General features: G+C 62.7%; 12 protein-coding genes. 4 read left to right on the forward strand and 8 right to left on the reverse strand.

Annotated features, from left to right (window positions below; translation table 11 throughout):
• Window positions 1-56 precede the first annotated feature (56 nt).
• Both NKJ93_RS03410 and NKJ93_RS03415 read left to right on the forward strand, forming a co-directional pair.
• On the forward strand, window positions 57-941 hold the full coding sequence (locus tag NKJ93_RS03410) for an NmrA family NAD(P)-binding protein (RefSeq protein ID WP_352496191.1): 885 nt from the start codon (window positions 57-59) through the stop codon (window positions 939-941).
• Between the two features lie 48 nt (window positions 942-989).
• Window positions 990-1,262, forward strand: a complete 273-nt coding sequence (locus tag NKJ93_RS03415) for a DUF2798 domain-containing protein (RefSeq protein WP_023717491.1) — start codon at window positions 990-992, stop codon at window positions 1,260-1,262.
• Between the two features lie 90 nt (window positions 1,263-1,352).
• On the opposite strand, the gene NKJ93_RS03420 is transcribed toward NKJ93_RS03415, so the two are convergent.
• From NKJ93_RS03420 to NKJ93_RS03445, 6 genes are all read right to left on the reverse strand, one after another.
• Window positions 1,353-2,000 carry a YiaD family glycine zipper/OmpA-like lipoprotein gene (locus NKJ93_RS03420; RefSeq protein ID WP_023717490.1) on the reverse strand — a complete coding sequence of 216 codons (648 nt, stop codon included), beginning with the start codon at window positions 1,998-2,000 and terminating at the stop codon, window positions 1,353-1,355.
• 174 nt (window positions 2,001-2,174) lie between these two features.
• A complete protein-coding gene (locus NKJ93_RS03425; protein ID WP_352496192.1) occupies window positions 2,175-2,543 on the reverse strand; it encodes a GFA family protein in 369 nt (122 codons plus the stop codon).
• A 200-nt stretch (window positions 2,544-2,743) separates the two neighbouring features.
• Window positions 2,744-3,130, reverse strand: a complete 387-nt coding sequence (locus NKJ93_RS03430) for a hypothetical protein (RefSeq protein WP_023717488.1) — start codon at window positions 3,128-3,130, stop codon at window positions 2,744-2,746.
• A 473-nt stretch (window positions 3,131-3,603) separates the two neighbouring features.
• Window positions 3,604-4,735 (reverse strand): peptide chain release factor 2 gene (prfB, locus tag NKJ93_RS03435; protein WP_352496193.1). Its coding sequence is split into 2 segments (ribosomal slippage): window positions 3,604-4,668 and window positions 4,670-4,735, totalling 1,131 coding nucleotides; the frame shifts between segments, so codons are not numbered across the junction.
• 150 nt (window positions 4,736-4,885) lie between these two features.
• Window positions 4,886-7,342, reverse strand: coding sequence for a penicillin-binding protein 1A (locus tag NKJ93_RS03440; protein ID WP_023717485.1), 2,457 nt, complete (start codon window positions 7,340-7,342; stop codon window positions 4,886-4,888).
• Between the two features lie 214 nt (window positions 7,343-7,556).
• A complete protein-coding gene (locus NKJ93_RS03445) occupies window positions 7,557-8,819 on the reverse strand; it encodes an N-acetylmuramoyl-L-alanine amidase (protein ID WP_023717484.1) in 1,263 nt (420 codons plus the stop codon).
• Window positions 8,820-9,486: 667 nt separating this feature from the next.
• Here NKJ93_RS03445 and NKJ93_RS03450 point away from each other — a divergent pair.
• Window positions 9,487-12,492, forward strand: a complete 3,006-nt coding sequence (locus tag NKJ93_RS03450) for an Rne/Rng family ribonuclease (RefSeq protein ID WP_352587617.1) — start codon at window positions 9,487-9,489, stop codon at window positions 12,490-12,492.
• A gap of 97 nt (window positions 12,493-12,589) precedes the next feature.
• On the opposite strand, the gene NKJ93_RS03455 is transcribed toward NKJ93_RS03450, so the two are convergent.
• Together NKJ93_RS03455 and NKJ93_RS03460 are read right to left on the reverse strand one after the other, a co-directional pair.
• Window positions 12,590-13,573 (reverse strand): glutaminase, encoded by a 984-nt coding sequence (locus NKJ93_RS03455; protein WP_352484558.1) that lies wholly within the window; start codon window positions 13,571-13,573, stop codon window positions 12,590-12,592.
• An 11-nt stretch (window positions 13,574-13,584) separates the two neighbouring features.
• Window positions 13,585-14,733: a pyridoxal phosphate-dependent aminotransferase gene (locus tag NKJ93_RS03460; RefSeq protein ID WP_352587620.1), complete on the reverse strand. Its 1,149-nt coding sequence runs from the start codon at window positions 14,731-14,733 to the stop codon at window positions 13,585-13,587.
• 146 nt (window positions 14,734-14,879) lie between these two features.
• Here NKJ93_RS03460 and NKJ93_RS03465 point away from each other — a divergent pair, with 146 nt between their 5' ends.
• Window positions 14,880-16,274, forward strand: a complete 1,395-nt coding sequence (locus NKJ93_RS03465) for a M48 family metalloprotease (RefSeq protein WP_352496196.1) — start codon at window positions 14,880-14,882, stop codon at window positions 16,272-16,274.
• Window positions 16,275-16,291 lie beyond the last annotated feature (17 nt).

Below are 16,291 nucleotides of genomic sequence, written 5' to 3' on the forward strand. Positions count from 1 at the left end.
TAGATTTTATCTTCCCTGCACAGGCCGAAAGGCAGACTCGAGGGAAGGAGATCGTCATGCGAACACCCAGTCCAACCGTCCTGGTCGTAGGCGCCGCAGGCCGCGTTGCCGGTTTGGTGGTGCCTGAACTCGCCCGCCGCAATGCCAGGGTTAGAGCGCTTGTTCGTGACGCCGCGGCTGCCGAAAAAGCCCGGAAAGCCGGCGCAACCGAGATCGCGATCGGGGATCTGCGCAACCATCAAAGCGTTGAACAGGCCGTCGAAGGTGTCGACGGTGTCTTCCACATCGGACCGGCCTTTGCTCCCGACGAAGCTGCCATGGGGGTTGCCATGGTTGAGGCAGCGGCGCGAGCAGGCGTTCGGAAATTCGTCTTCTCATCTGTGATCCAGCCCACCAATACGAGGCTGGAAAACCATGCAAGCAAGGTACCGGTCGAAGCTGCCCTCTATTCGACGAACATGGAATACACCATTCTGCACCCGGCCAATTTCATGCAAAATATCGCGGCGGCCTGGCCGTCCGTCGTCGAGCATGGCGTTTTCGCCGAGCCGTTTCCAAAGACGGCGAAGCTGGCCCGCGTCGACTATCGCGACGTGGCTGAAGTGGCAGCGATCGCACTGACCGAAACGCGTTTGTCCTATGCGACCCTCGAGCTGTGCGCCGACGGTATGCACAGCCGCGAAGAGGTCGTTGCCATGATGAGCGAAGCGCTTGGCCGGCCGGTTTCAGCCGGCGAGCCGACATTTCAGGACTGGGCGGCGAAAGCCCGCCTTCCCTATACCGACCGGCAGTTGCAGATGCTGGCCAAAGTACACAGCCACTACGCCAAATACGGCCTCGGCGGGAACAGCCTGGCGTTGCGCGCCGCGCTTGGCCGCGAGCCGCGTTCGCTGCGAAGCTTCATTCGGGAATTGGCGCTGCCGGTGGCACGTGCCGCCTGATCGTCCTCACAATAACGCTTACGCACACTTTCTGATTAGGAGATTTCGATGCAAGCATCACCGGACCGAGCCTTCAAATTGAGAAAGCTGCCGCCCTCCTACGGCGCGGTGGTGATGCCGTTGGTTCTTTCGATTCTGATGTCCTCGATTGTCTCGGCGGTTTCGACGGCAATCGGCGCAGGCTGGACGGACGGGTTTATTGCGGCCTGGAGCTATGCATGGGGCGCTTCATGGCTTGTTGCGTTTCCCAGCCTGCTGATTGTGCTTCCGATCGTGCGCCGGATCGTTGCCGCGATTGTCGATCAGCCGGCCCGGTCCTGATATCACAAACGCAGCGCGCCGGCGGCCGGCGGTCCGGCATAACCATTAGAGCGGCCCCGTACGGGGCCGCTCTCGGTTCATGCGCTTGCCTCAGGTGAGCGGCGACAGCTGGATCTCGACGCGGCGGTTCTGAGCCCGGCCGGCAGCGGTCGCGTTGGAGGCGATCGGACGCGTCTTGCCGAAGCCGGTGACGGCGAAGCGGCGGGAATCGACGCCCTGCCCGGACAGATAGTTGGCGACCGCCAAAGCGCGGCGCTGCGACAGGTCGAAATTGTGCTCGTCGCCGCCGGTCGAGTCGGTGTGGCCGAACACGTCGACGGTGGTCTGCCGGAACTTTTTCAGCACAAGGGCAACCGAATTCAGCACCGGATAGAACCCAGCCTTCACCGCATCCTGGTCGACGTTGAAAGTGATGTCGGACGGCATGTTGAGGATGATCTGGTCGCCGGTGCGGGTGACGCTGACGCCGGTGCCCTCAAGCTGCCGGCGCAGTTCGGCCTCGTTCTGGTCCATGGTGGCGCCGATGGCGCCGCCGGCAAGCGCACCGATGCCCGCGCCGATCAGCGCGTTGCGGCGGTCGTTGCCGCCGGCAAGCATGCCGAGCCCGGCACCAGCCAACGCTCCCAGACCGGCGCCGGCAGCGGTGTTGGAAACCTTCTGCTCCCCGGTGTAGGGATCGGTGGTGCATGCGCTCACGAGCACAGCCGTCGCCACGACGGCGAGCACAATCTTTTTCATATGGTGGTCCCTCTCCATACCACGGCCGCGCAATGGCGCACCGCATCAGCCCTTCCAGCGACTTGTAACATGAAATGCGGCGAAAAGCGGACCAGCAAAAGCCGCTGCGGCGGCTTTCCCCGGCTCATTCCACCCGGCTGCCAGCGGCTCGCGCGACCACCGCAATTCGACCGTCTACCAGAGGTTCTTGCCGTCGATGACCACCACTTCGACCTTGTCGAGATCGAAATGGTCGAACAGCCGCGAATTCACGCTGATCTTCGGATTGTCGAAATTCGGCTCGCCCGTCGACCAGTCCGGCGTTTCGGTGAAGGTGCCGCAGCCGCAGGTGGCGCAAAAACCGTGTTTTATGGTTTTCGATCCCCATCGGTAGAACGAAACATTCTCCGGCGGGCTGGTAAGTCTGAATTGCGATGGCGTGTAATAGGCCCACAACGACCCGCGTTTCGAACAGAAGGAACAGGTGCATCGCGTCACCGTCTGCGGCGCTTGCGAAACCTCGAACGTGGTCGCCTTGCAGTGGCAGCTTGCCTTGATGGTCATGGATTAGTCCCTCACAATGCCCGCCGCCCCTACGGCAAGGCACCATAAAGAAACGCTCCTGACAACTCTCCGTCAGCAGATCTGTCGTCTGCAATGCGCAGTTTCAAAAGTGTTGTAACCCAATCGAGGGCGTGTCGATCCCAAAAACCCTGCACACCCTCGGGTCAAGCCCAAGGGCAAGCCTTTGGGGGCGACATGCATCAATAGGACGATGGCGGCACGAACAGACAGATGGTCTTTCCGTCATTGGCGCCGGCGACCGAGCACCAGTGATATGCGCCGTCGGGCGAATTCTTGATGCGCTTGTCGCTATAGGCCACGACTTCGCCTGTCCCCTTGATGACATAGCCTTCGGGGCGCTCGCCGATAGATATCGGCGCAACCTCGCGGCAGTCATAGCCCGAGCAGCAGGAGAACGGATAGCTCCAGCCTTGCGGCATCGCCGCGGTCGGCTTGGCATCATGCGCCAGAGCAGGCGCCGCGAATGGCATCGCGGCAGCTATCAAAACCACTGCCGCGACAAGGGAATTCAGAAATCGGCGCGCCGTGTGAACGGCATGGGCCGGTCTGGTTGTAAGAGCAGGCATGGGCGCAGTTCCTATCAACGGTTGTCAAGCATCTCGCTTGCCCGTTCCCGGAACGTGTCTTCCCAGTGGCCGGATCGTCAGGTCGCAGATACGCCGCGCCCGGCCATAAATGCTTTTTTCCTCCCCAGCGCTTGGATGCTGGGCTGATTCCTTGGTCGGCGCAAGGAATTGCTGTCGCAAACCGAACGCCGACCTCTGCGGCCGGAACCAGCCTGCCGGCCGGGTTGACGAGACTGGTACGATCACCCCCGGCAGCGAGGGTTGCCAATAACGGAATTCGGCTCGCAGTGGTTCCGGGCTCGGCACCGGCAGGCTCGAAGCATTCGCGTCAAAAGCGGAAATCGATTTTGGAAATTCTGATGAAAAACAAAGTTGTAGAACGACAGGTAAGTTCAAGCTGAGAACTCGTCACTCTCGCGCCGTGGCCGTAACTCTCGCGTGATGGATTGAAATTGCCGGGTTGGTGCCCGCCTTCAGTCGATGTCGGCCACCGTTTCTCCGGCGCCACCCTCGATGCGCTGCGACAGCGAGGCCTCCATGAAATCGTCGAGGTCGCCGTCGAGCACGCTCGACGGGCTGGTGCTCTCGACGCCGGTGCGCAGATCTTTCACCAGCTGATAGGGCTGCAGCACGTAGGACCGTATCTGGTGGCCCCAGCCAATATCGCTCTTCGACGCTTCGGTGGCGTTCGCCACCGCTTCGCGTTTCTTCAGCTCTTCCTCGTAAAGCCGCGAGCGCAGCATTTCCCAGGCCTTGGCCTTGTTCTTGTGCTGGGAGCGCTCCGCCTGGCAGGCAACCGCGATGCCGGTGGCGAGATGGGTGATGCGGACCGCCGAATCGGTGGTGTTGACATGCTGGCCGCCCGATCCCGAAGAACGATACGTGTCGATACGGACGTCAGATTCGGAAACGTCGATGTCGATCGTATCGTCGATGACGGGATAGACCCAGACGCTGGCGAAGGAGGTGTGGCGGCGCGCATTGCTGTCATAGGGCGAAATACGCACGAGACGATGCACGCCGGATTCCGTCTTCAGCCAGCCATAGGCGTTGTGGCCCTTGATCAGCAGCGTGGCTGACTTGATGCCGGCCTCTTCGCCGTCATGCACTTCCAGCACCTCGACCTTGAAGCGGCGGCGCTCGGCCCAGCGCGTATACATGCGCAGAAGCATCGAGGCCCAGTCCTGGCTTTCGGTGCCGCCGGCGCCGGCATGGACTTCCAGATAGCTATCGTTGGCGTCCGCCTCGCCCGACAGCAGCGTTTCGATCTGGCGCGCCTTGGCCTCGCCGCGCATCGAGCGGATCGCCGCCTCGGCCTCCGCGACGACGCCCTCGTCGCCCTCTTCCTCGCCAAGCTCGATCAGGCCGATATTGTCTTCCAGAGCCTGGGTGAGGCCTTTGACCGCGGCAATGCCTTCCTCGAGGCCCTGACGCTCGCGCATCAGCTTTTGCGCTTCCAACGGCTCGTTCCAGAGGCTCGGATCCTCGGCGCGGACATTCAGGTACTCAAGCCGCTTTATGGCCTGGTCCCAGTCAAAGATGCCTCCTCAGCAGGGTGATCGCCTGCCTGATCTCGTCGACAATATTTTGCGTTTCCGCGCGCATGGCTGGCTGTTCTGTCCTGTTGCTGAATGGCGGTTTGGTGGCGCGATACATAGGGACGGCAATGTCCCCTGTAAAGCACCGGCCCCTGTAAATCGGGATGGGCCGGCTCGACCATGATCGTCAAGCCGGCCCGACCGGATGTAACGATTGTCAGTAGAGCCCGCCGCCGCCCGACTGGATAGCCTGGTTGGCCTGCGGCGACAGCGCCCCGCCGGTGGCGTTGGAGCCGTCCGCACCCATGCCGATCACCCAATAGCTGTCGGCGGGACCGGTACCCGGCTTGAAGGCTTCGATGATGGTTCCGGCGTCACCCTCGTTGGCCCGCATGCCGGTCTTGCGATTGATCGCAATCAGCTTCATGCCTTCGGGAACCTTGAAGTCGACATTGGGCGTGCCGTCCAGCGCTACGCGCATGAAATCCTTGAAGATCGGCGCAGCAAGGCCGCCGCCGGTCGCGCCCTTGCCAAGACCTTTCGGCTGATCGTAGCCCATATAAAGGCCGACAACGAGGTTCGGCGTATAGCCGATGAACCAGGCGTCCTTTTCGTCATTGGTCGTTCCGGTCTTGCCGGCGATGTGACGGCCGAGTTCGTTGATGGTGGCGCCGGTACCGCGTTGAACGACGCCCTCCATCATCGATGTGATCTGGTAGGCGGTCATCGGATCGAGCACCTGCTCGGAATTGTCGACCAACTCCGGCTCTGGCTGGTTCTGCCATTCTGCGGCGTTGCAGTTTGAGCAGCCGCGTTCGTCCTGCCTAAAGACGGTCTTGCCGTAGCGGTCCTGGATGCGGTCGATCAGCGACGGCTTGATCGACTTGCCGCCATTGGCCATGATCGAATAGGCCGATACCATGCGCATCACCGTCGTCTCGCCGGAACCCAGCGCCATCGGCAGATACGGCGCGAGATGGTCGTAGACGCCGAAACGCTCGGCATACTCCACGACCAGTTTCATGCCCATGTCGTTGGCAAGCCGCACCGTCATCAGATTGCGCGATTTCTCGATGCCGGAGCGCAAGGTCGCCGGACCGGCCACCGTTCCGTCGTAATTCTTGGGCGTCCAGGTCGTGTTGCCGCTCTGGATGGTGATCGGCCCGTCCATGATCACAGAGGCGGGCGTATAGCCATTGTCGAGGGCGGCCGAATAGACAATCGGCTTGAACGACGACCCCGGCTGGCGCATGGCCTGCGTCGCCCGGTTGAACTCCGACTGCGCATAGGAGAAACCGCCGACCATGGCCAGGACGCGTCCGGTATGCGGATCCATGGCGATCAGGCCGCCTTCCACTTCGGGAACCTGGCGCAAGCTGTAGCTGTTGTCCGAGCCGTCGTTCCTCTGCACGAAAATCACGTCGCCCGGCTTCAGCACGTCGGCCGGCGACTTCGCCTTGACGGTTTTGCCGTCGACCACGTGGCGCATGGCGAAGCTCATGTCTTCCTTGCTGACGGTGCCTTCGAGGCGGTCCTTGACGATTTCGCCGGAGATCTGGCGCGTCGGCTGCAGGCCGATGGACAGGCCGGTGGCCGAGCTATCGAGCACGACGGCAAGCGACCATTCCGGCACGTCCTCCAGTCGCTTGACGTTGCCCAGCGGCACGCCCCAGTCGCCGGAAACATCGATGCTCGTGACCGGCCCGCGGTAGCCGCGCAGCGTATCGAACTTCATGAGACCGTTCTGCATGGCCTTGCGGGCAATCAACTGCATCTTCGGATCGAGCGTGGTACGGACGGAAAGGCCGCCCTCGTAGAGCGCATTCTCGCCGTAGCGCGCGATGATCTGGCGACGCACTTCCTCGGTGAAATATTCCCCGGCGAAGAGATAGTTGCCGGTGCGGCGCGGCGTGACGCCGAGCGGCTCGGCCTTGGCCTTCTCGCCTTCTTCATGGGTGACGTAACCGTTCTCGACCATCTGGTCGATGACCCAGTTGCGGCGCTCCAAGGCGCGATCGGCATGCTTGAAGGGATGATAGTTGTTCGGCCCCTTCGGCAGAGAGGCAAGATAGGCAGCCTCGGCCACGGTGAGCTCGTTCACTGATTTGTCGAAATAGGTGAGCGCAGCACCGGCGACGCCATAGGCACCGAAACCGAAGAAAATCTCGTTGAGATAGAGCTCGAGAATGCGATCCTTCGAATAGGCCTGCTCGATGCGGAAGGCGAGGATCATCTCCTTGATCTTGCGCTCGTAGGTCTGGTCTGAAGACAACAGGAAGTTCTTCGCCACCTGCTGGGTGATGGTCGAGGCGCCGACCTGGCGCTTTCCCGAGCCAAGATTCTGCAGGTTGACGACAATGGCGCGGCCAAGGCCGGTCACGTCGATGCCGGGATGATTGTAAAAGTTCTTGTCCTCGGCCGACAGGAAGGCCGCCTTGACTCGATCCGGGATCGCCTGAATCGGCAGATAAAGCCGCCGCTCACGCGCATATTCGGCCATCAGCGCGCCATCCGACGCGTGGATGCGGGTCGTCACCGGCGGCTCGTATTTGGCCAGCACCTCGTAATCGGGCAGGTCCTTCGACAAATGGCCGATATAGATCGCCACGCCCGCCGCGACCAAAAGGGCCAGCGTCGTGCCGATGCCGAAGAAATAGCCAATGAGACGAATCATACCCGCTCCAGTCCTTGGTTCGGGAATTTCCTAAACGAAGCCGCCCTTCGCGCAAGCTTTCGGGACGATCCCAACCCGTAATCGCAAAAGCCATGTCGCGACCATGTGGGCAAAATACGGCAGCGTGGAATTTCGGTTTCGAATGCCGGAAATAAAAGCACAGGGTGTTGTCGCCGTGCAACGCTGCCTCAGGTTGTGGGCGCCGGCGGGCATTTCAGCCTCCGGCCCCCGTTCCGCTCTTGGCCGAAGCAAACAGTGCAACGGCGTTGGTTATGCTTTGGGTCGCCTTGTTGCGCCAATCGGCGCTGAGCAACTGCGCTTCGTCCTTGGCGTTCGACAGATAGCCGAGTTCGACCAGCACGGACGGAACGTCCGGCGCCTTCAGCACCTTGAAGCCGGCAGAACGCTGCGGGTTGTTGATCAGGCCGACGCTGGTGGAAAGCTGGCCGACAAGAGTGTGCGCGAAGCTCATCGAAAAATTATGCGTCTCGCGGCGGATCAGGTCGATCAGGATATCGGTCACTTCCTTGCTGTCGTCCTTGATCTCCATGCCGGCGAACTGGTCGGAAAGATTTTCACGGTCGGCAAGCGCCTGTGCCTCGGGATCGGAAGCCTTGTCGGACACGGTGTAGACGGTTGCGCCGCGAATGCCCTTGAGGCTGATCGTGTCGGCATGGATCGAGATGAGCAGGTCGGCCTCATGCTGGCGAGCAATGCGCACGCGATCGTCGAGCCGCAGGAACTCGTCCGTTTCGCGCGTCAGGAACACGTCATATTTGCCGCTGGCGGTGAGCTTGTCGCGCAGTTCCATGGCAAAGGCGAGCGTCACGTTCTTCTCGACAGTGCCGTTCAGGCCCTCGGCACCACCGTCGATGCCGCCGTGGCCGGGATCGACGACGACGGTGAAACGATGGCCCGGATTGGAGACCGGCCCGGTACCGACCCTGCCAGCCTTGTCGGCAGAGACTGTCGAGCCGGTGGTCAGCGCCTGATTGGCGAGCGCTGCATCGAATTCCCGCTGCGACGCCGCCGACATGTCGATGGCGATGCGGTAGCCACTGCCGTCATCGTTCTTCAGCACGTCGAGATTGTCGACGGCGAACGGTCCCTTGCCGGTGAGAATCAGCCGCGATTTTCCCTCGCCGAGTCCGCCGTAACGCACGGCGCGGACAAGGCCGCGCGGCTTCACATCCTTGGCATTTAGGGCGAATCTCGTGGCCGGCAGATCGATGACCAGACGATTGGGGCCGCGCAGCAGGAACCATTTGATGTCGGGATCGCGGTCGAAATTGATGACGATGCGCATCTTGGTGGCATCGCCGGCCATCTTGTAGCTTGTGGCGCCGATCGGTACGTCGGCAGCACGCGAAAGTGGCGGAAAGACTAGGCAAGCCAGGATCAGCGGCAGCAGGCAGGCGGTGCGGAACAACCAGCCTCCATGATGACGGCCCTTGTCTGCGAAGCCTGCCAGTCCCATCTTTCTACCAGTCGCTCCTGTTTGGCGTCATGCCCGATCGTTCGTCAAAGTGCCCTATTGCTTGTCAAAGTGCCGGCAGGCCGCGAACTCGATTAACGATTGGTATCCAGAGAAGGTTAACCAAGCCTTTTCATGGAAGGCTTGGAACCTGGGCTTCCGTTGCGGAACGGCTTTTTGCCGGCGTCGGGAATCGGGGTTGCCTTCCAACCCGCCAAATCATAAAAGCGATGGTGGATCACTGCAATCCTGGAACCGTCCTCCTCCGCAGCTTCCTGCTACAGGTCAGACGCAAGACGGCTCCTTTCGCTTCAGGCGAAGAAGGCATCGGTGATCGCGACGATTTTCGCAGGCGTGCTCCCGTGGCGGGGGAATCGCCTGCGTGAGCAAAACGGCCGGGATTGTCCCGTGCCGGCTCTGTATGAGCAAACAAGCTGGTCCGGTTTTTCCCGGGCTTTGGTTCAAAAGGTTCTGCTGGTTACGATGGCTTCAAGCGCAATCATGGAAAGGTCCGCAACAAACCGCGCCACTACGGCTGCGGGCGGCACCGCCATGGCGCTCAGGCAGCGGCCGGCGGACGTTCAATTGTCCGGCACCCATGTTCCAGGTCCACGGCAGCGGGCATTGCCCCGCAAGCTGCGGCCGACGGCTGCCGGGGGGAAACGAAATAATGCCCAACAAAATGCTGATAGACGCCTCCCACCCGGAGGAAACACGCGTTGTCGTCGTTCGCGGTAACCGTATTGAAGAATTCGACTTTGAATCCCAGGACAAGAAGCAGCTCAAAGGAAACATCTATCTCGCCCGCGTAACGCGCGTCGAACCTTCCCTCCAGGCAGCCTTCGTCGAATATGGCGGCAACCGTCACGGTTTCCTCGCCTTCAGTGAAATACACCCCGACTATTACCAGATTCCGGTCGCCGACCGTCAGGCGCTGCTGCGTGCGGAAGCACAGGAAGCCCAGGACGAAGAGGACGAGGAAGCCGCCGAGGGCGACGACCGCCAGAGCCGCGACCGCGGCAAGCGCGGACGCCGGCGTGGCGGCAAGAGCCGCGACCGCGGCGAGCACAGGCGCGAGGCAGGCGCGTCCGACGGTGAGAATGGCGAGAGCGGCGAAGATGCCGTCGCAGAGAACCTGGATGCCGCTGCCGACGGCGGCGACACCATGTCCGATACTGTCGGACAGAGCGAGGATGCCGCCGGACAGAGTGATGAAGTCGCCGATAGCGGCGAGACCGAGCCGTCCGAAGGCGGATCCAGTTCCATCGCTGCCAGCGTCGACGCCGACGTAATCTCGGAAGCCGTCCCGCAAGTAGAGACAAGGGAGGTCGAGACAGGCGGGGCCGAGACGAGCGGCGAAGCGACGTCCGAAGACAATGATCGCGGCATGCTGGAGGAGGTGCAATCCTCGCATTCGGACGATCACGAGGTCGAATCGGTCGGCGCCGAAGACGCGCTAGAAGAAGTGCGCAACCGCCGCAAGCCGGTGCGCCGCCAGTACAAGATCCAGGAAGTGATCAAGCGCCGGCAGATCCTGCTGGTGCAGGTCGTCAAGGAAGAGCGCGGCAACAAGGGTGCAGCGCTGACCACCTACCTGTCGCTGGCCGGCCGCTATTCGGTGCTGATGCCGAACACGGCGCGCGGCGGCGGCATTTCGCGCAAGATCACCAATGCGCAGGACCGCAAGCGGCTGAAGGAAGTGGTCGCCGATCTCGAAGTGCCGCAAGGCATGGGCGTCATCCTGCGTACGGCCGGCGAAAGCCGCACCAAGGCAGAGATCAAGCGCGACTACGAATATTTGATGCGGCTTTGGGAAAATGTCCGCAATCTGACGCTTCAATCCACGGCCCCTGCCCTGGTTTATGAGGAAGGCAGCCTGATCAAGCGGTCGGTGCGCGACCTCTACAACAAGGATATCGACGAGATCCTGGTTTCCGGCGAAGAAGGCTACCGCGAGGCCAAGGATTTCATGCGCATGCTGATGCCGAGCCACGCCAAGGTGGTACAGCCGTTCCGCGACACGACGCCGATCTTTGTGCGCAACGGCATCGAAGCACAGCTCGACCGCATGCTGCAGCCGCAGGTGACGCTGAAGAGCGGCGGCTACATCATCATCAACCAGACGGAAGCGCTGGTCGCCATCGACGTCAATTCGGGCCGTTCCACCAAGGAGCACTCGATCGAGGACACCGCGCTTCACACCAATCTGGAAGCCGCCGAGGAAGTCGCCCGGCAATTGAGGCTACGCGATCTCGCCGGCCTGATCGTCATCGACTTCATCGACATGGAGGAGAACCGCAACAACCGCTCCGTCGAGAAGCGGCTGAAGGATCACCTCAAGAACGACCGCGCCCGCATCCAGGTCGGCCGCATCTCGCATTTCGGGCTGATGGAAATGTCGCGTCAGCGCATCCGTGCCAGCGTGCTGGAATCGACGATGAAGCCTTGCCCGCATTGCGGCGGCACCGGCCATGTGCGCTCCGATTCGTCGGTTGCGCTGATGGTGGTGCGGGCAATCGAGGAATTCCTGCTCAAGGATTCGCGCAGCCACATCACGGTGCGGACGCCGGCAGCGACCGCGCTCTATGTGCTCAATCACAAGCGCGGCACGCTGGTGGAATTCGAGCACCGCTTCGGCGTGACCATCACCATCGAAGCCGATGACACGGTCGGTGCACAACACTATGCCATCTTCCGCGGCGCGCTGGCCGAAAAGCCGGAAGGCTTTGTCGAGGCCCGCACGTTCCCGGCCTATGTCGAGCCGGAAGAACTCGAGGACGAGATCGTCATCGAGGAGGAAGAGGAGGCACCGGTGCAGGCTGAGCAGCCACGCCCTGCCCAGCAGCCGCAGCAGCCAAGGTCCGGCGAGGACGGCGAAGGCCGCGATCGCAAGCGCCGCAAGCGCCGCAGACGGCGCGGCGGCAAGGATCGCGAACACGGGGATCGCGAACACGGGGATCGCGAACACGGGGATCGTGAACACGGGGATCGTGAACAGGCCGCTGCCGGGGAAGGTGCTTCCGTTTCGGCGCCGACGGACGACGCCCTCGTAGCCGCCGCCGAGCAAGGCGCCGAAGCGGAACGTGAAGCGCCGGCCGGGGTTGCCGAAACTGCGGAAGCGGCGGACGACGGTCACGGCAAGAAGCGCCGGCGCGGCAAGCGCGGCGGCAAGCGCAATCGCCGTGAAGACGGTGAGGACGGCGTCGAAGCCAGCGCCGGCGAGCCGGCCGGCATGACAGAAGGTGCCGTATCGGAAGCAGAGCCGGTGACTGGCGAGCCGGAAGGTGCGCCGCCTGCCGAAGAGCTTGCGGTGCGTGCTCCGGCGAACGACGACACGCCGAGCGCCGAAAAGCCGAAGAAGCCGCGCCGTGCCGCCAAGCCGAAGAAGGCCGCGGCGGAAGCAGTTGCCGAGATTGCGGGCGCCGAGACATCGGCCGCCGAAGCCGCGGCGGTGGCTTCCGGCGAGACCGCTGCGCCGGTTCGGCAGGAGACCGAAGTGGCGGCTGGCAAGGAAACGCCGAAAGCCCGGCCGTCGCGGCGCAAACCCGCACCGGTGGATGCTCCGGTCGTGCCGGTCGTCTCCTCGATCGTCCCCGACGAGGCAAAGACCGAGGAAGCAAAGGCCGAGGACAAGCCGAAGCGTGCCGGCTGGTGGCAGCGGAAGGGCTTTTTCTAAGCTTTTCCGTGTATTAGCCAGACTTTCTGATTAAAAGAATCCCGCGCTGCCGACTGGCTGCGCGGGATTTCTTCGTGCCAATTCCAGGCGACAGGCACTATGGCGCGAAGATCGACCAGTTCATCATCTTCGCCAGTTTCTCCAGCGCGATCGAGCCCAGCCTGGAATTGCCATTGGCATTGAGGCCAGGCGACCACACCGCAAGCGAGGCGACGCCCGGCACGATCCCCAATATGCCGCCGCCAACGCCGCTCTTGCCGGGAATGCCGACACGGAAAGCGAAGTCGCCGGAGCCGTCATAATGGCCGCAGGTCAGCATCATCGCGCCGATGCGGCGGGCGCGCTCGGCCGAGACGACGGAATGCCCGGTCGCCGGATTGTTGCCGCCATTGGCGAGAAAGCGCCCGGCCAGGGCGAGTTGCCGGCAGCTCATGGCGATCGCGCAATGGTGGAAATAAACGCCCAGCGCCAGTTCCGGCGCGTGATTGAGATTACCGAACGATTTCATGTAATTGGCAAGCGCAAAATTGCGAAAGCCGGTGGCACGTTCGGACGCCGCGACCTCGCGATCGATGATGATCGTGTCGTCATCGGCCAGGAACTGGATGAAGCGCAGGATCTCGCCGATCGCCTCGCGCGGCTGATGGCCGGCAAGCAGGATGTCTGAAACGACGATGGCGCCGGCATTGATGAACGGATTGCGCGGAATGCCGTTCTCGTGCTCGAGCTGGACGATCGAGTTGAACGGATTGCCCGACGGTTCGCGTCCGACCCGTTGCCATAGCGCGTCGCCGACATTGCCGAGCGCCAGCGTCAGCGTGAATACCTTTGAGATGCTCTGGATCGAAAATGCCTCGTCGGCGTCGCCCGCGGTCAGCACGCGGCCGTCATTGGTCACCGCGGCAATGCCGAATTTTTTCGGGTCGATCTTGCTCAGCTGCGGAATATAGCTGGCAACGTCGCCGCGATCGGCACGCTCCGCCATTTCGGCGGCAACCTCGCGCAGTGCCTGTTCAAGCTGGGGCGCCTGTCCAAGTTGGGGCGCCTGTCCGCGTTGCGGCGCCTGTTCAAGCTCCGGCATCGTCGTCCCCGCTACTTCAGCCAGCGTTCGATACGCGCCATCGCCTCGACCATGTCGTCGTGGCTGCCGGCGTAGGAAAAGCGCATCGTGCGATGGCCCTGCAGCGGATCGAAATCGCGGCCGGGCGTCGCCGCCACATGCGCCTCGGCAAGCATCCTGCGCGCAAACGCCATGCTGTCGTTGGTGTGCCGGGTGACGTCGCAGAAGGCGTAGAAGGCGCCGTCCATGGGCGCAGCAAGCGCAAAGCCGAGGTCCGGCAGGCGTTGCATCAAGAGCTCGCGGTTCCAGGCGTAACGCGCCTTCACCGCCTCCAGCTCTTCTGTCGCCTTGAACGCTTCGATCGCGGCAATCTGGGACAGTTCGGGCGGCGAGATGTAGAGGCTCTGGGCGATGCGCTCGATCGGCCGCACCAAATCCTGCGGCAGCACCATCCAGCCGATGCGCCAGCCGGTCATGCAATAATATTTCGAGAAGGAATTGATCACCGTCACGTCCGCGCCGAAAGACAGCGCAGTCGTGTCGGGCGCCGCATAGGCCAGCCGGTGGTAGATCTCGTCTGAGATCACGGCGATGCCAAGCTCGCGCGCCGTCTCGACCAGCGCCTCGAGATCGCCGGCGGGAATGACCGCGCCGGTCGGATTGGCCGGGCTGGCGAACAGCACGCCTTTCAGCGGTTTTTCGCGGTGCGCGGCTTTCAGGTGCTCGGCATGAAGATAGGCGGCGCCGCCGAGCTCGATCTCGGCGATGTCGATGCCGAGCGCAGCCATGATGTTGCGATAGGCCGGATAGCCCGGCGCGGCGATGGCGACGCGGTCGCCCGGATCGAACATCGCCAGGAAGGCAAGGTTGAAGGCAGCCGACGATCCGGTGGTAACGGCTACCCGCTCGGGCGGCACGTCAAGCCCGTAATGCTCGCCATAATGGGCCGCGATTGCCTTGCGCAGGCCGGCGAGGCCCAGCGCGTCGGTATAGCCGATGCGGCCTGCTTTCAAGGCGCTCGCCGCCGCTTCGCGAACCCCGGCCGGTGCCGGGTCGGACGGCTGGCCGACTGCCATGGAAACGACCGGCACGCCCTTGGCCTTCAGCCGATTCGCCTCGGCCAGGATGTCCATGGCGTGGAACGGCTCGACGGCGCCGCGGCGCGAAAGCGAAACAACCATTTTTCAATCCACCACACTTGTCCGCACGTGCCGGCCATGCAGGCCGCGCCGCACAAATGCCCGATTGATGTGGGGATCACAAGTTCGGTAAGTTTTAAGGTGCCGACTTTTCATCCTTCGCCCGCTCGTCTACCAGTGGACCTGCCATGTTAAGCCGACCCAGATCGACGATCGCCAGGACAGCGCGCGCCTTCGCGACGCTTTCGCTTGCCGCGGTGCTAGCCATGGCTGGCTCGGTCAACGCGTTTGCGCAGAATGTGCCGGTGGTGCGCGATGCCGAGATCGAGGCGCTGGTGCGGGATTACGCACGGCCGATCTTCAAAGCGGCCGGCTTATCGGGCGACGCCATCAACATCGTGCTGGTCAACGACCAGAGCTTCAACGCCTTTGTTGCTGGCCGCCGCATGTTCATCAACACCGGCGCGCTGATGACAGCCGAAACGCCCAACGAGATCATCGGGGTCATCGCCCACGAGGCCGGCCATATCGCCGGCGGACACCAGCAAAAGTTGCGCGAACAGCTCGAGCGCGCCAAGACGATGGCAATCCTGGCGACGCTGCTTGGCGCCGGCGCCATGGTGGCCGGCGCCACCAGCAATAGCCGCGGCCTCGCTGGGGCCGGCATGGGCGTGATGGCCGGCGGCGGCGAGATGGCGCAACGCAGTATCCTCGCCTATCAGCGCACCGAAGAGATGACCGCCGACCGCTCGGCAATCGCTTATCTCAATGCTACCGGCCAGTCCGGCATGGGCATGCTGAAGACGTTCAGCCGTTTCCAGAATGCATTGTCGCTCTCGGGCGCCCAAGTCGATCCCTACAAGATCAGCCATCCGATGCCGCAGGAGCGTATCGCCAATCTCGAAGTGCTGGTGAAGCAGAGCCCTTACCTCGACAAGGTCGACCCACCGACACTGCAGCAGCGCCACGACATGATGCGCATCAAGATCGCCGCCTATATGCAAGGACAGGCCGCGGCGTCGCGATTGATACGCAAGAACCCCGGCAGTCTCGCCTCGCGCTATGGCGACGCGCAGATGACCTATCTCTTCGGCAATCTGGCCTCGGCGCTCACCAAGACCAACGCACTGATCAAGGAACAGCCGAAAAATCCCTATTTCCAGGAATTGCGCGGCGACATCCTGATGAAGGCGAACAGGCCGAAGGATGCGGCGGACGCCTATGCCAGGTCGGTCAGCCTCGATCCGGCGCGATCCGGGCTGCTGCCGGTCTCGTACGGCCAGGCGCTGATGGCTATCGGCACGCCGGATTCGCTGAAGAAGGCGGTGGCGCAGATCAACACGGGCCTCGGGCGGGATCGCGAAAACGCCGCCGGATACCGCTATCTGGCACAGGCCTATGGCGAACTCGGCAACATCCCGGCGGCCGAGCTTGCGACCGCCGAAGGGCATTTCTATTCCGGCGACTACAAGAATGCGAAGATCTTCGCCATGCGGGCGCAGCAGAGCATGAAGCGGGGCGAGCCGGGCTGGCTTCGCGCGCAGGACATTATAAACTACGCACCATCAGGTAAGAAGAAGTGAACCTTTCGGACGCACGC

The organism is Mesorhizobium sp. M0028 (assembly GCF_040323855.1).
GTDB lineage: Bacteria > Pseudomonadota > Alphaproteobacteria > Rhizobiales > Rhizobiaceae > Mesorhizobium.

Bases quoted from the DNA above. Each gene is read 5' to 3' on its own strand.
- NKJ93_RS03410 (WP_352496191.1), top strand. From the start codon at position 57: ATGCGAACACCCAGTCCAACCGTCCTGGTCGTAGGCGCCGCAGGCCGC.
- NKJ93_RS03415 (WP_023717491.1), top strand. From the start codon at position 990: ATGCAAGCATCACCGGACCGAGCCTTCAAATTGAGAAAGCTGCCGCCC.
- NKJ93_RS03420 (WP_023717490.1), bottom strand. From the start codon at position 2,000: ATGAAAAAGATTGTGCTCGCCGTCGTGGCGACGGCTGTGCTCGTGAGC.
- NKJ93_RS03425 (WP_352496192.1), bottom strand. From the start codon at position 2,543: ATGACCATCAAGGCAAGCTGCCACTGCAAGGCGACCACGTTCGAGGTT.
- NKJ93_RS03430 (WP_023717488.1), bottom strand. From the start codon at position 3,130: ATGCCTGCTCTTACAACCAGACCGGCCCATGCCGTTCACACGGCGCGC.
- NKJ93_RS03440 (WP_023717485.1), bottom strand. From the start codon at position 7,342: ATGATTCGTCTCATTGGCTATTTCTTCGGCATCGGCACGACGCTGGCC.
- NKJ93_RS03445 (WP_023717484.1), bottom strand. From the start codon at position 8,819: ATGGGACTGGCAGGCTTCGCAGACAAGGGCCGTCATCATGGAGGCTGG.
- NKJ93_RS03450 (WP_352587617.1), top strand. From the start codon at position 9,487: ATGCCCAACAAAATGCTGATAGACGCCTCCCACCCGGAGGAAACACGC.
- NKJ93_RS03455 (WP_352484558.1), bottom strand. From the start codon at position 13,573: ATGCCGGAGCTTGAACAGGCGCCGCAACGCGGACAGGCGCCCCAACTT.
- NKJ93_RS03460 (WP_352587620.1), bottom strand. From the start codon at position 14,733: ATGGTTGTTTCGCTTTCGCGCCGCGGCGCCGTCGAGCCGTTCCACGCC.
- NKJ93_RS03465 (WP_352496196.1), top strand. From the start codon at position 14,880: ATGTTAAGCCGACCCAGATCGACGATCGCCAGGACAGCGCGCGCCTTC.